The sequence below is a fragment of the Lactobacillus sp. C449L genome (assembly GCF_059900815.1).
In genome coordinates, this window is the sequence record NZ_JBWXGA010000005.1 from 69,666 (window position 1) to 84,598 (window position 14,933).

Consider the following 14,933-nt stretch of genomic DNA (forward strand, 5'->3'; position numbering starts at 1 on the left):
TTTAACCCATCCAGTTTTTAATCAATAAATAGATGCCAAAAATTGTAAAAATAATACCTAATACCAAGAATGGACCATAACCACGTCCTTGATTTTTGTGACGGCGGTTAAACGCATATGCCATATCGTATAATCCAACTATAAGCACGATAATGGCAGTAAAAATATTGACTTCAAATTTCATTTTGACGCTTCCTTATCATGATCAGAGACAATCATCTTATTGTTCTTTCCCCGCTCACACTCGACTTGAAAATTAGTGTGATTAATACCTAAATTGGCAAGTTTTTGACTAATTTGACCAGTCAATTGTTCAAATTGACCAGCAGTTAAGTCCGCAGCTACATTTACGTGAGCATCTAACATGATGTAACGATCGCTATAACGCCATACATGAACGTGATGAATGTTTTTAATATCAGGAAATGAAAGAACAATTTTATTAACTTGATCAAGATCAACATCAGGATTAGATTCCATCAAAATATTGGCAGCCTTTTTGGTTAGACCATAAGCTTCATGGAAAACAAAAATTGAAACAAGTAAGGTCATTAACGGGTCGATCCAAGTGATATGCCAGAAGTAAATACAGATGGCTCCGATTACCACAGCAACACTAGACAAAGCATCACTCATCATATGAATGAAAGTTGAACGAACATTTAAGCTTTGTTCGCCGTCTTCATGCATTACAATCATTGAAATTATATTAGCTAACAATCCAATGACTGAAACAACTAGCATAATAGTGCCACTAATTTCAGTTGGCTGCCAAAAACGTTCAATTGCTTCAACAAATAGAATAATGCTAATTAAAATTAGAACAATTCCGTTAGTAAAGGCAGCTAGTGTTTCAGCTCGTTCATAGCCAAAAGTTTTTTGTTTATTGCTACGTCGATTGCTAATTAAGTGAGCCACAAACGAAATAATAATTGCTCCGACATCGCTTAAATTGTGTACGGCATCGGATAAAAGTGATAACGAACCTGAAACGAAGCCACCGATAAATTCCGCAGCCGTGATAATAACATTGAGTGCTGTAACGTAAGCGTAACGCTTTGTGGTGTGATCTTTCATTTGCTTCTCCTTATTACATCAGTATAACAAAAAGGCCTACTATTTACAGTAGGGCCTTACATTTCCGTTGCATCAACATTATAATCAACAATTTCAAATTTTCCGTTATTGTATAGTATTCCCCTTGTAACGCTGCCATTATCGGGAAAAATAATGTCATGCAAACCATCGCTTTGATTCCAGTATTTGATTGCCAGTGTTTTAATAAAATCACCATGAGAAACGATGAGGACACGCTGATCATTTTTAGTTAAATCACCTAAAACTGAAACTGCTCTCACCATACGATCATCAAGTTCGGCTTTATTCTCGGCTAAATGACGAGGATCAGCCTTCTTGGTAGCCTCACGAAATTCGTAGATTCCTACCTGATTGATAATCTTAGTGACATCTTTTTCAGGTCCGATTCCGGCAGCATAACTAACTTGCTCCCAAGTATCTTGAATATCGTCACCTTCAAACGAACCAAAAAAAACTTCACGAAATTCGGGCAGTTTTTTAATTTTCCCGATTTCAGATACTTGATTCGCGTCCTTCATTAAATGAACTGTATCAATTGCTCGTTTTAAATCAGAAGAATACATATTGTCAAATCGAACTTGGCTTAATGCTCGAGCAGTCGTTTTTAAGTCATTAATCCCTTTAACAGTCAACGGTGAATCACACCATCCCTGCACCTTATCCAGTTGATTAAACATAGTTTCACCATGACGAATTAAATATACTTCTGTTGCCAATCTATATTCTCCTTTCATCTAAATTAATGTTTATAAACTATAACACATATGCCTTGTAAAAGAAATAGCCAGCTTGAATAAAAGCTAGTGTAGCAATGAAAACACGCATATACTTGGCTGGAACTACACGTAAAATATCCATGCCTAAATAGCCACCAATAAACATCCCTATCGCCAACGGAATTGCCTGAATCCAGTAGATATGTGAAGCAAAAGCAAAAACGATTAAGGCAACTAAATTTGCTAAGCCACAAATGACATTTTTAATTGCATTTACAACAATAAATTTTTCGTCTGTGATATAAGTTAGTAAAACCATGACAATTACTCCACCAGCAGCACCAAAATAGCCAGTGTAAATTCCCATTACTAGCAATGCTACGATATATAATACCTCTTGCCAGAGGGGTCTTTTATGTGGCTTTAAATTATGATGCTTAGCTGAAACGATAACCATAATTCCCGACCCAGCAATAAAAAATGGCACAACTTTCTCAAAAACTTTCGATGGAAAAGTAAGCAACAAATAGCAGCCACATAACGATCCTAATATGGTAAAAAGAGCATAAAAAGCTACTTGACGCCAGTGGCCTTTGAGCTCCTTAAGCGATGAAAGAGTCGAACCTATACCTGTCCAAATGAGGGCAGCGTCATTAGTTACATTCGCATAAATTGGAGGTATACCAACGGCTAACAAAGCCGGATACGATGCTAGCGATGCCATTGAGGCTGCCGAAGACAGCAAACCACCGGCAATTCCGCCCAAAAAAATAAAAATCATGGTTAAAACTGAGGGCATTGTAATCTAACTTCCTTTTAATCAATAATATCTATTATAATGCAGGTAACAAACAAATTAAGAGGGTAAACTAAAAGTGACAAAATTTCAAACATTAATCTTTATTCCTGAGGGTAGTTTGCTTGATGAGAAAGCGGCTGAACGAAATGCTCTTCAGCGAACCCTAAAAGCATTAGGTAGTGGTTTTGGGCCTGCCGAACGTTTAAAATATAACGACTTTTGCACGCAGAGTAAGTTGCTTGGCTTAGATGAGCGCATCGAAATCAGCTTGCAGAACTTTTGTAAAACAAACTTAACTGAAGCACGCAAGATTTTCAATGAGCAAATACAATTGCAAAAACAATTAGTTAAAGGTGTAGTTCCATTTTTAGACGAAATCCAAGGCAAAGTTAAAATGGTACTCTTATCAAAAGAAAACAAACAAGTTGTTACAAATCGATTAGCCCCAAGCGAATTACTTAATTATTTTGCAGCGAGCTATTTTAAAGACAGCTTTCCTGAGCGGCTTCCAAATAAGAATATTTTTATAAAGATTATTCAAGAGCAAGAACTTGAACCAGATTCTTGTTTAATCATTGGAACTGACTTAGCCGATGAAATTCAGGGCGCTGAAAACGCTAACTTGCAATCTCTTTGGGTTGCCCCTAAGAAAGTAAAAATGCCAATTAGTCCGCGTCCTACCCTACATTTAAAAAAGTTAAATGACTTATTATTTTACCTTGAACTTAGCTAGTTTATAATAAGTATAAGAATTGCGAGGTACTAAGTATGAAGAAAATAGCAGTAATATTTGCCGATGGCTGTGAAGAAGTTGAAGGTCTGAGTGTAGTTGATGTTTTAAGGCGGCTTGGTGCCGAATGTGATATGGTTGGATTAACCAGTAAAGACGTGACGGGAGCGCATAACATTAGAATTACTTGTAATAAAGTGCTTGATGATCACTTACTCGACTACGATATGGTTGCTTTACCAGGTGGCTCTGAAGGTGCCAATAACTTACGAGCAAATGACGAGTTACGTGATTTCATGGCTAAAAGAAACGCTGAAGGCAAGTGGAATGCAGCAATGTGTGCTGCTCCAATCGCATTAGCTCGCTTCGGTCTTTTAGATAATGCCGACTATACCTGTTACCCTGGCTTTGAAAAGCAAACTAAAAAAGACGCTCCAATCGGTCATTTTAAAAAAGATATTACAGTGACTGACGATATCCATAAAATCGTTACCAGCCGCGGACCAGCAACTGCATGGGCTTTTTCTTATGCAATTGCCGAAGCACTTGATATTGATACTAATGACCTGAAAAAAGCCATGCTTTATGACTACTTAGGTGACCATATTCAGGATAGTTTATAAGTAAATACTGGATACAAAAAAGCAATCCTAATTCGAATATTAGATTTTATGGAAAACCGAATTATTGCGCTTTAGCCGCATAATAGATGGTAAAATTACTTTAAAAGTTCAAAGTAGTTACGGTGACATTATCGTTAACTAGAAAGCGAATATATAATTTCCCTATTTTAGATAAGAAGCTATGATATTCTTTTTCCAGGTTTTTTATGTATTAATTTTGGATATCTTCGCATTAGCCTGTCCTTTGTCGTATATGAAGCTTACTTTACGTATCTTGCAGTCATGGTTCATAAAAAAGACAGTTGCATCTTTTGATAGCCGTTTTATCAAAGCGTATTTAAAACAAAATTGGTAGAATATTATCTATATGCTCTACCAATTTTTTATTTTTCTCGGAATTTAAATACTGAATTTTATAGGGAGGCAAAATTAATGCTAACTGATGCTCATTGCCATTTGGAAAATAATCAAAACTTGGCACAGCTACAAATTCAAAATGGGATTAAGTCGATTATCAATTGCCAGAATCCGCAAGAATGGTCAACTAATCTTCAGCTGACTGAACGTAGGCAACCTCTTAGCTTTGGTATTCATCCCTGGGACGCTGATAAATTCACGTTCCAAGAAGTTCTACCCTATTTTGAACGAGCCAACGTTGTGGGCGAAATTGGTCTTGATACAGTTTGGACAAAAAACAATCTTGACATTCAAACACCTATTTTTGAAAAACAAGTTTCTTGGGCTTGCGATAAGCAAAAGCCAGTAATTTTGCATACTAAAGGATGCGAAAAACTCATTTTAGACACAATTAAAGAGTACCCAAATCACTATATGATTCATTGGTATGATTGTCCAAGCTTCCAAGAAGAGTACATTGCCACCGATTGTTATTTTAGTGTCTGCCTTGCAGTCTTAAGTGATCCCAGCGTTATAAAGTTGGCTAAAGCAGTTCCGCTTGAGCGATTACTTATTGAAACTGACGGTTTAAGTTCGGTTAAATGGCTGGAAAATCGTTCGATTCAGGTTGAAGAATATCCTGACATTTTAGAGAAAACAGTTACCACCTTAGCCAAACTACGTAATATTGACAAAGTAAGATTAACCACGCAGTTAGCAAATAACTTGAATGACTTTTTAAGATAAAGAATAAAGCTTTAATTTATAGAATTTTTTCATTTTTAGTACTATATTCGTCTAAAAGAGAGACGATCGAGTACATATTACAGTCCAAATAATAAAGTAGGTATATATTTATAAGCTCCATCTATTCCCTGATAGTCAAGCCACTTTTTTAGTTGTTTAACGGAAGTTTCACCAATTCTCTTGTTTTTTCCATGTAGTTGTTTAATTTCTTTTTCTACTTGAGGCATTTCTTTTAAAGCGATTTCCTTACCCTTTTCGAAAACCAAATTCATAACTTTCATTTCTGCTTTAACAAGTGGCTTAAGCGACTTCTTTTTTGCGTTAATGTTATAGATGTTATCACTTCCTAAGTTTACCCAGCCTTGATTTTTACCACTTTTGTCAATAATATGAGCAACTAAAGCAGCCTTGGCAGTACCATATTCTGTTACCTTAAAACGGACTTTTTTATCAATCAGCTTTTTTACAACTTTCTTACTATATTGCTCTCCTTGCGATGCATTAAAGTTAGGAAATAAAGCAGCATCTTTAGTTAACCTAAAAATATAACCAGCCTTGGCCAAGCGCTTCGCTGGAATAATTTGTAAGTTTCCGTTTTCCGAGTTTTTGTTTTTCTGAACAGACTCGGTTGCTGCATAAACATTGACACTTTCTTTTCTAACGCTAGCAAGTGAAAATAATAATGTAGCTGCCGCTGTCATGATGTAATAATTTCTTTTGTATTTCATTTAAACAATCCTCCAAACCACTAACGTTATTTTTTCTTTTAAGCAAATTATAATATTGTTACAATCGTGTTACAACAATTATTATATTAAATATATGTTTTTTTCACATTAGAGGATCTAATTAGAATTGTTTAATAAGTAACAAAATAATTAAATGACGGCAAATGTAATTGATATTTACTATTTCTTTTCTTTAAAAATATAAACGTATCATCTCCTAGTTGCAGCCTGTTACTTCTTTAAATGCCAAACAACAATTAGTCATTCTTCCACAAAATAGTTATATTTTTTGGAAGTTTCTATGTGAATTTTGTCCAAAAAATTCCGTTTTGAATAACTTATTTTTGACAACAGAAAATTTCAAATTATTGCTTGATCTAGCATTCTATTCATGTTCTTCTTGGCTTTCATTTTTTAAGTTCCATTAAAATAATTGAAAAGATACTAGTTTTTTAAAAAAATAAACAGCTCAAATTCTAATATAGCAAGTATATTTTTATCTTTTTTGAAATCGATATCAATTTAATTTGAAAACGATATCATTTAGTGATATATTTAAATTTAGGTAAAAGGAGGTGATAATATGGCAACGATTTCAGATGTTGCTAAATTATCGGGAGTCTCAGTAAGTACAGTTTCTAGGGTTATTAACAATAATCCCCATGTTTCAAAAAATAAAGTCGAAAAAGTTAAACTGGCAATGGAGCAACTAGGATATGAACCGCTTTTAGCTGCTCAACAGCTGCGAGGATCAAGCACAAAAACAATAGAAGTTGTTTTGCCTTCTATTATTAATCCTTTTTTCTCTTATCTAGTGAATTACATTCAACAAACAGCTACGCAGTATTCTTATAAAGTCCTAATTTTTCAAACCTTTGGAAAAAAAGAAGATGAAATTAACGCATTAGAGCTGTTAAAACTTCATCAAGTCGATGGAATTATACTTTGTGCGCTAGAAAATGACTGGGATTTAATTAAATCATATAAGAAATATGGTCAAATTGTAGTTTGTAACGAGTATATATCTGACGAAACATTGCCTTGTGTAATTGGCAATCAGTACGATGCATTCGTTAAAGGCACAAATTATATTATCAATAAAGGAAAAAGAAAAATAGCTTATTGTACCGGTGCTTCTAAGCTAACTTTAGGCAATTTGGGACAAAGTTTCGATAGCGATCGTTATCTGGGGTTCTCTACTGCCCTAAAAGAAAATAATCTTGAGTTTAATTCAAATTGGTTATTCTCAAATGCACATTCAATTGAAGACGGAAAACTGATAGTTAAAAGAATTTCCAAGATGAAAGATAAACCTGACTGCATAATAGCTGGTAGTGATGAGGTAGCAACTGGAATAATGAGCGAAGCTCTTAAGAGGAATATTAAAATACCGGAAGAACTTGGTATTTTAGGTGTTGACGACCAACCTCTAGATGAGTTTCTATCTTACCCACTTACAACAATAAAACAACCTATTAAAAGTATGGGTGAAAAAGTTACTGAAATATTAATGCAAGATATAAAAAGTCAAAAAGAAGATAAAAGAAAGATACTTTTAGACCTTGATTTAGTTATAAGAAAAACAATTTAGTTAATGATTGGAGAACAAAAATGACAGTAGTATTAGCAAGAATAGACCAAAGGTTGATTCACGGCTTAATTGTTAATCAATGGGCCCAAGCATTGAAAATCAAACGCTTTATGGTCATTGATGATGAAATTAGCAAAAACGAAGCAATTAAAGCTAGCATGCGTATGTCAAAACCTTCGGGAACTGGAATGTCTATTATTGATACAGAAAAGGCTATTTCAAATTTTAATGCTGGGAACTATGACAATCAAAGAGTATTAGTTCTTGTTAAAGAACCTAGCACATTAATCAAACTTATTGAAAACGGAATAGAAATTCCTAAAGTTGATTTAGGAATTATATTCAACGAAAACGGCCGCAAGCCTATCAGTAATTTTATTGCTTTGAATAAACAAGAAGAGGATGATCTTGAGAAAATTAGACAAAAGAATATCCCTATTGTAATTCAATACGTTCCAGAAGACCAAGAGAAAGAATACTAGAGGAAATTACGATGTCAGGAATTCAGATTTTACAAGATGTATTAATTGTCATATTAGCAGGATACATGACAGTGGACCAAAATGGTTTAGTTATTATGTCATGGTTTCCTGTAATTGTAGGTACAATCACAGGTTTAATTATGGGCGACTTAAATACCGCATTATTAATTGCTGGTACCTTTCAATTAATGATGCTTGGAGTGGCAGCCTTAGGTGGCGCTTCAGCTCCAAACTATGGTTTAGCAACTATTGTAGGTATTTTTGTAGCGGTTAGAACAGGGACAGGTATCAAATCTGCAATAGCAGTTGGATTACCTGTAGGCCTTATTGCAGTTCAACTAGAAGTTTTATGTAGGATTATCTGCAATGGTTTAGCCCATAAAATGAAAACAGATAATGATCAACATAATTGGAAAAGAATGGAACGTGAAGCTTGGTTAGGTCCTCTGCTATTCAGCTTGCAAACTGCTGTTCCAACAGCAATAGTTGTATTAGCTGGTCCTCCAGCAATTAAAGCAATATTAAAGTTCATTCCCGAATGGTTTACTACTGGTTTAACAATTGCTGGAGGAATGCTTCCAGTTGTTGGTATTGGAATGTTAATGAGATACATGCCAGTTAAAAAGTTTCTTCCGTTTATAATTGTTGGTTTTGTTTGCGCAACTTTCTTAAATATTTCTGTACTCGGAATAGCGTTAATTGGTTTTGCTGCTGGATATTGGTACTTTACTTCAAATCAGCATAAAACAAAAGCTGCAATTAGTACAAACAACAATCCAACTAGTATAAGTGAAGACACAAATGAAGGCGAGGACGACTACGATGAGTAAGGAACAAACTAATGGTCAGCTTGATAGCAAGACACCTAACATTACTAAGAAAGACCTATGGAGAGCTGGTAGTAGATATGGATTTATGGCAGTCAATATTTTTAATTATGAATCTCAAATGGGCGCGGCAGTAGCTTGGTCTTTAGCACCAATTCTTAGAAAAATTTACAAAGATGATGACGAATATCAAGAAGCGTTAGACAACCATTTTAACTACTATAATTCTACTACAGTAATGTCAAGCTTGATTCTAGGTGCCACCACTGCAATGGAAGCAAAGGATGGAATTAAAGCAAAAACAGCTGTCCAATCATTAAAAACTAGTTTGATGGGACCGCTAGCTGGAGTTGGCGATACTCTTGTTTGGATATTATGGCCTACAATTATGGGATCAATTTCAGGATATATGGCTTTGCAAGGAAATCCGTTAGGAGCTATTATTTGGTTCATTGCAAACGTTATTTTTTGGTTTGTTAAGGTAGGATTGTTTGAAGTAGGTTTTACTTCAGGCACAAAATTAATTACGTCGCTTGGCGATAAGCTGTCTCTTTTTACAGAAGCAGCTTCAATAATGGGGCTAACAGTTGTAGGGAGTCTAATTGCAACGACTGTAAAGATATCAACACCATTAAAATTCACCTTTGGCAAAGTTTCGTTAGCTTTGCAAAGTGGGATTTTCGACAAGATAATGCCAAATTTATTACCGGCACTATTAACAATATTAGTTTATAAACTATTGGGTAACAAAAAATGGACTCCAACTAGACTTATTTTGTTCGTAATTATAATATCCTTAATTGGTTCATATTTCGGTTTACTAAAAGCTTAGGAGAAAAAATGCAGCGTAAAATTATTTTAGCTTCACATCATCGACTTGCAGACGGTCTAAAAGATACCCTAAATTTTATTTCTGGAAATACTAAAAGTGACGAGATAATTTCTTTTTCTGCGTATTTGGATAACACTTCCGTAGAAGAAAAAATCAAAACACTAATGTCCAAATTTTCAAGCAAAACAGAATTAGTAGTTTTAACCGATATGACCGCAGGAAGTGTTAATCAACTTTTCTTCCTATATAGAGAAAGGCCACACACCCATGTCATAAGTGGGATGAACTTGCCTTTAGCGCTTGCTTTCTTAATGGAACCAAATCAAAACTATCTAACCGAAGACAGAATAAGAGAAATTCTTAAAGAAGCTCGAGAAGCAATGGTATATGTAAACGATATAAAGGTGGATGATGATGACGAATAAAAACAGACCTTGGTGGAAAAATAGTGTTGTATATCAAATTTATCCAAAGAGCTTCAACGATTCAAATAATGATGGAATTGGTGACCTAAACGGTATAGCTGAAAAGCTAGATTACTTGGAAGAACTTGGAATCGATGTTATTTGGCTAAATCCTATTTATAAGTCTCCACAGATTGATAATGGCTACGATATTTCAAACTACAAAGAAATTAATCCTGAATTAGGAACAATGGCCGATTTTGATGACTTATTAAAGAAATGTCATCAAAAAAACATAAAGATTATTTTAGACTTAGTAGTTAATCACACTTCAGATAAAAATCCCTGGTTTAAGCAAGCGCAAAAATCGTCTGACAATCCGTATCACGATTTTTATATTTGGAAAAAGCCAAAAAATGGTCATGAGCCGAACAACTGGGGCTCCAGTTTTGGTGGATCAGCGTGGACATATGTAGATAAGACTGCCGAATATTATCTACATTTATTTGCAAAAGAACAACCTGATTTAAATTGGGACAATCCAAAAGTTAGAGAATCAGTTTATGACATTATGAAGTTTTGGCTTAATAAAGGCATAGACGGTTTTAGAATGGATGTCATTTCTTTAATTTCCAAGGACACTCGTTTTTCTGATGGCCCTATTATTCAAAATAAAAAATATGCTAGTTATTACCAGGGGGCAGCTAATGGTCCAAAAGTTCATAAGTATTTACAGGAAATGAACCGTGAAGTCTTGAGTAAGTATGATATTATGACTGTCGGAGAAACGCCCCATACTAATTCTTCGGAAGCAGTACTGTACTCAGCACGGGATCGTCATGAACTTAATATGGTTTTCAGTTTTGATCATATGCATTTAGATTACGGTAAATATGGAAAATTTTCCGATAAGCGTTTTAAGTTAATTGATTTAAAGAGAGTTTTAACAGACTGGCAAACTGAAATGTCAGACCATCAAGCATGGAATAGCTTATATTGGAGCAACCACGACCAAGCAAGAGCGGTTTCTCGTTTTGGAAATGATAATCAAAAATACCGTGAAAAATCTGCGAAAATGTTAGGAACTGTTCTGCATATGTTGCAAGGAACTCCATATATATTTGAAGGCGAAGAAATAGGAATGACAAATGCTCTTTTTTCTGATATTACAGACTATCAAGATGTTGAAACTAAGAGTATTTATAAAGAATTTACTGAGCAAAACCATTTGAGTAAAGATTATACAATGGAATGTATACATCTAAAATCACGTGACAACGCTAGAACTCCAATGCAATGGAATGAAACTGAAAATGCTGGTTTTAGTAAAGTTAAACCTTGGTTAAAAACTAATTCAAATTACAAAGAAATAAATGTTAAAAATGCTTTAGCAAATAAAAACTCTGTTTTCTACTTTTACCAAAAGTTAATTAAATTGAGGCATGAACTTCCTATTATTACTACAGGTAAATATAAATTGATAGACGCAAGTAATCCTTACATATATACTTATTTACGAGAAGAAAAAAATCATGCACTAATTGTGATAGCCAATTTCACTGATAGGGAAATTAATTATTCAATACCTAAAACTGTAGATTATTCTTCTTCAAAATTAATAATTGGCAATCAAAACTTACCCGATGAAATTAGTAATGGAGAACTTGATTTATCTGCTTATGGATGTGCTGTTTATGAATTAAGCAATTGAAATAAGTTTATTTGAGCAGACTCTTTATTAAAAAAACTGATAGACATTTCAATGAAAGCAGCCATCAGTTTTTTTGTGTTTAATTTTATGTATAAAAGCTAAATGACCGTATTTAAGGTGGTGGGTTTTGTCATAATTAAAAATTGAGTTTTATAGGTTAATCTGCCTAGATATTTTTTTCGCCTTATTAGTTTCTAAATTTAAAACTACTTAACTATTGCATTATAACTTTGTTAGATCTAATCGTTTATACTTTTCTGTAACGAGATTTTACTCAGTTCAAATATCTAAGAATCTATTTGAATAAGACTATTTTATAATTTACCTGCATTTTTATAAGTATCTACTGATTTTAATTTAAACAAACAAAAAAGCTCCTATCTCTTAAGAGATAGGAGCTTATTAATTTAAGCTAGTTTATTCAAAATTATTTTAATAATTAGCTCTATTCAAAAGCACTTTGCTTAACAAACTCACCGTTACCGATTGAGTAGTATGCCTTCCCATTGATAGAAACTATATTTCCATAAGTTTGAACAGATTCGCAGTCCTTAACTGTTGGCTTACCAGAGCGGTTATCAATACTTATAACGGAAACTCTTGCAGTTAATTAACTTTCTTTAACATTAATATTATTACTTGCTACATATTGACCCTTGGCAATTTCGACGAATTGACGTCCTTCAATTGACTTAGTCTCTCCAGTAGTAATCTCTGAACCAGCTGTAAGAACCACTTTGTTAATTCTCTTACCAGTAGCATCATATACATACGAATTTCGTTTAATTATTGCATTAGAGGTTACACCTTCAGCAGGTACATTATTAGCTTCTCTTTTAGCTGAAGGGAAATTTGCAGCCTTTATATATTGATCATTATCAATGATGTAGTAATTAGTCCCAAGAATTTTTACTGGATCACCATATGTACCAACTTTTGTGTTCTTCTTTAGTACCTTGGTACCAATACGCTCACCATCTTGACTATAGATAAACGCATTATGCTTCAAGCGACGACTTCTTGCTCTAAAGTTATTAACAGCAACGTATAAACCGCTCTCAGTTAGATAGAACTCGCGATTGCCAATATTTCTAATTCCAAAGGTTGAAATAGTTGAGCCCTTCTTAGCAACTAGCAGATTTGCACGTTTTCCTTCTTTATTGTAGAAGTAAGCATTGTGCTTCAGTTTACGGTTTGCCGCTTTAGATGCTTGAGCCTCTGTAGTACTATCTGAGGCATTTGAACCGGAACCATTTGAGCCTGAGCCGTTTGAACCTGAGCCATTTGAGCCGGAACCATTTGAACCAGAACCATTTGAGCCTGAGCCATTTGAGCCTGAGCCATTTGAACCTGAGCCATTTGAACCTGAGCCATTTGAACCTGAACCATTTGAGCCTGAGCCGTTTGAACCTGAGCCATTTGAGCCTGAGCCGTTTGAGCCGGAACCATTTGAACCTGAGCCGTTTGAGCCTGAGCCGTTTGAGCCGGAACCATTTGAACCTGAGCCGTTTGAGCCGGAACCGTTTGAACCTGAACCATTTGAGCCTGAGCCGTTTGAACCTGAACCATTTGAGCCGGAACCATTTGAGCCTGAGCCGTTTGAGCCGGAACCATTTGAGCCGGAACCATTTGAGCCTGAGCCGTTTGAGCCTGAGCCGTTTGAGCCTGAGCCGTTTGAACCTGAACCATTACCGCCAGAATTCCGTGCAGTATTAATTGCTAAAATTGCTTCAGCTTTTGCTCGATTTACTTCATCAGCATTGGTAGCTCTATTAATTGCATTTGTGCCATTGGCTAATGCATTATCAATTGCTAACTTTTTTTTTGATTTTTCCTCAGCAGTTAAAGTTTGATCTTGGTCAACACTATTCTTAGCTTCTGTTGCTGCTGTAGTAATTTCTTGTATTGCATCAGTCTTGAGTTGTGATACTGATCTCCCTCGAACGTACTGTGCATCAATTGCAGTAATACCAGCAGTTTGTTTTTCTAAAACTTCTTGAGCATTTTCGGCTCTATTAATAGCGCTTTGTGCTTTAGATTTTTCTAATTCAACATTTGCTGTTTGATAGTCTTTTTCTGAGGTAGTCAGTGAAGGATCATTAGCTATTGCAGTTTTAATGGCTTGTGCTTCAGCAGTTACTGCAGCTACTGCAGCCTCTTTTTGTTTGTTTAAGTCAGCTTGACCAGTAGCTCTTGCTACATTATTAATTGCATCAATTCCAGCATCTCTATTTTCATTAATCTTAGTTGCATTCAATGATGTATTAATTGCTTGTTTAACATCAGCAGCCAGGTTATCTATTAATTGCTTTTGTCTTTGCTTTTCTGAGTTAGTAATATTTAAAGCTTGGTCAATTCTACCTTTAGCACTAGTTGCAGTTGCATCAATTACTTGACATGCTTGTGCTTTTTGACTACTTAATGGTTGTCCAGAAACATGTTGTTCATCAATTCTAGTAATTCCTGCTGATTCTTGATTACTTATTTCTTGAGAAGTCTTAGCACGGTTGACTAATCTAGTTGCCCTTGATAATGCAGAATCAACATTAGCTTTTTGAATTTCTTTAGTATCATCATCTATTGTGACATCTTGATCAATGTTACCTTTTATTAAGGTGGCTTCGTCATTTAGATTTGCAATCGCATCCTCTTTTTGTTCAGCTAAACTAACGCCTGAAAGATGTTGAGCGTGAATATTTCTGACGCCTTTATTGTACTCATCCTTAACTTCTTGAGCATTAGTGGCAGCTGTGATTCTATCTATAGCCATTTGCATTTGTGCATTAACCGCACTTACTTGATTAGCTATCGTAATATCATCAAGCAAAGAATCGCTCCTAATAGCTGCTGTAACTATTGCTGCTTCGTCTCTAATTAAAGCCTTAGCGTAATCTTTTTGGTTGGCTAATGTTATTGGATTAGTTACATATTTAGATTTAATATCAGCTATACCTTGTTCACGAGCAATTTGTACTTCTTGAACACTATTTGCCTTGTCAATAGCATCTTTGGCACTATTAACTGCACTATCTACATCAGCAGACTGTTTAGCCTTTGCATCATTATCTAAGGATGGATCTTGCATGATCTTTCCCTTAGTTTCAGTCGCTGCTTCATCAATGGCTGTCTTGGCTGCACTCTTTTGGTCAGCTAATGTTGTACTGTTTGGAATATGGTCGCCTTGGATCTTGGCAATACCTGCTTCCTTAGCATCCTTTACTCCTTGCGCATTTGTTGCTGCATCAATTG

Annotated in this window: 16 protein-coding genes; 9 read left to right on the forward strand and 7 right to left on the reverse strand. The window is 35.0% G+C overall.

Annotated features, from left to right (window positions below; genetic code table 11):
* Position 1: 1 nt before the first annotated feature.
* The 4 genes from AC2JF9_RS07485 to AC2JF9_RS07500 are packed head-to-tail and all read right to left on the reverse strand — an operon-like array spanning position 2 to position 2,613.
* The gene (locus tag AC2JF9_RS07485) at positions 2-184 is read right to left on the reverse strand and encodes a DUF308 domain-containing protein (RefSeq protein WP_500726564.1); all 183 of its coding nucleotides are present in this window, start codon (positions 182-184) and stop codon (positions 2-4) included.
* Complete coding sequence (locus tag AC2JF9_RS07490; protein WP_500726566.1) at positions 181-1,077, reverse strand: cation diffusion facilitator family transporter; 897 nt, start codon at positions 1,075-1,077, stop codon at positions 181-183. Before AC2JF9_RS07490 ends, AC2JF9_RS07485 begins: the two co-directional genes overlap by 4 nt.
* A 56-nt stretch (positions 1,078-1,133) precedes the next feature.
* Positions 1,134-1,814, reverse strand: a complete 681-nt coding sequence (locus tag AC2JF9_RS07495) for a histidine phosphatase family protein (protein ID WP_500726568.1) — start codon at positions 1,812-1,814, stop codon at positions 1,134-1,136.
* Positions 1,815-1,851: 37 nt separating this feature from the next.
* Positions 1,852-2,613: a sulfite exporter TauE/SafE family protein gene (locus AC2JF9_RS07500; protein WP_500726570.1), complete on the reverse strand. Its 762-nt coding sequence runs from the start codon at positions 2,611-2,613 to the stop codon at positions 1,852-1,854.
* Positions 2,614-2,689: 76 nt separating this feature from the next.
* Here AC2JF9_RS07500 and AC2JF9_RS07505 point away from each other — a divergent pair, with 76 nt between their 5' ends.
* From AC2JF9_RS07505 to AC2JF9_RS07515, 3 genes are all read left to right on the forward strand, one after another.
* Positions 2,690-3,346: an HAD family hydrolase gene (locus AC2JF9_RS07505; RefSeq protein WP_500726572.1), complete on the forward strand. Its 657-nt coding sequence runs from the start codon at positions 2,690-2,692 to the stop codon at positions 3,344-3,346.
* Between the two features lie 35 nt (positions 3,347-3,381).
* On the forward strand, positions 3,382-3,966 hold the full coding sequence (locus AC2JF9_RS07510) for a DJ-1 family glyoxalase III (RefSeq protein ID WP_500726574.1): 585 nt from the start codon (positions 3,382-3,384) through the stop codon (positions 3,964-3,966).
* A 432-nt stretch (positions 3,967-4,398) separates the two neighbouring features.
* Positions 4,399-5,109 carry a TatD family hydrolase gene (locus AC2JF9_RS07515; protein WP_500726576.1) on the forward strand — a complete coding sequence of 237 codons (711 nt, stop codon included), beginning with the start codon at positions 4,399-4,401 and terminating at the stop codon, positions 5,107-5,109.
* 77 nt (positions 5,110-5,186) lie between these two features.
* Here the strand turns inward: AC2JF9_RS07515 and AC2JF9_RS07520 are convergent, their stop codons facing one another.
* On the reverse strand, positions 5,187-5,837 hold the full coding sequence (locus AC2JF9_RS07520; protein WP_500726578.1) for a hypothetical protein: 651 nt from the start codon (positions 5,835-5,837) through the stop codon (positions 5,187-5,189).
* 583 nt (positions 5,838-6,420) lie between these two features.
* Here AC2JF9_RS07520 and AC2JF9_RS07525 point away from each other — a divergent pair.
* From AC2JF9_RS07525 to AC2JF9_RS07550, 6 genes are read left to right on the forward strand one after another with little or no spacing between them, the layout of a single operon-like run.
* Positions 6,421-7,428: a LacI family DNA-binding transcriptional regulator gene (locus AC2JF9_RS07525; protein WP_500726580.1), complete on the forward strand. Its 1,008-nt coding sequence runs from the start codon at positions 6,421-6,423 to the stop codon at positions 7,426-7,428.
* A 20-nt stretch (positions 7,429-7,448) separates the two neighbouring features.
* Positions 7,449-7,910: a PTS sugar transporter subunit IIB gene (locus AC2JF9_RS07530; protein ID WP_500726582.1), complete on the forward strand. Its 462-nt coding sequence runs from the start codon at positions 7,449-7,451 to the stop codon at positions 7,908-7,910.
* 11 nt (positions 7,911-7,921) lie between these two features.
* Positions 7,922-8,740: a PTS mannose/fructose/sorbose/N-acetylgalactosamine transporter subunit IIC gene (locus tag AC2JF9_RS07535; protein ID WP_500726584.1), complete on the forward strand. Its 819-nt coding sequence runs from the start codon at positions 7,922-7,924 to the stop codon at positions 8,738-8,740.
* Positions 8,733-9,569 (forward strand): PTS system mannose/fructose/sorbose family transporter subunit IID, encoded by an 837-nt coding sequence (locus AC2JF9_RS07540; protein ID WP_500726586.1) that lies wholly within the window; start codon positions 8,733-8,735, stop codon positions 9,567-9,569. Before AC2JF9_RS07535 ends, AC2JF9_RS07540 begins: the two co-directional genes overlap by 8 nt.
* Before the next feature lie 8 nt (positions 9,570-9,577).
* A complete protein-coding gene (locus AC2JF9_RS07545; RefSeq protein WP_500726588.1) occupies positions 9,578-9,994 on the forward strand; it encodes a PTS sugar transporter subunit IIA in 417 nt (138 codons plus the stop codon).
* Positions 9,978-11,684 carry a glycoside hydrolase family 13 protein gene (locus AC2JF9_RS07550; RefSeq protein WP_500726590.1) on the forward strand — a complete coding sequence of 569 codons (1,707 nt, stop codon included), beginning with the start codon at positions 9,978-9,980 and terminating at the stop codon, positions 11,682-11,684. Before AC2JF9_RS07545 ends, AC2JF9_RS07550 begins: the two co-directional genes overlap by 17 nt.
* 445 nt (positions 11,685-12,129) lie before the next feature.
* Here the strand turns inward: AC2JF9_RS07550 and AC2JF9_RS07555 are convergent, their stop codons facing one another.
* Positions 12,130-12,273: an SLAP domain-containing protein gene (locus tag AC2JF9_RS07555; protein ID WP_500726599.1), complete on the reverse strand. Its 144-nt coding sequence runs from the start codon at positions 12,271-12,273 to the stop codon at positions 12,130-12,132.
* 21 nt (positions 12,274-12,294) lie between these two features.
* A partial coding sequence (locus tag AC2JF9_RS07560) for an SLAP domain-containing protein (protein ID WP_500726592.1) occupies positions 12,295-14,933 on the reverse strand: 2,639 nt, incomplete at its 5' end.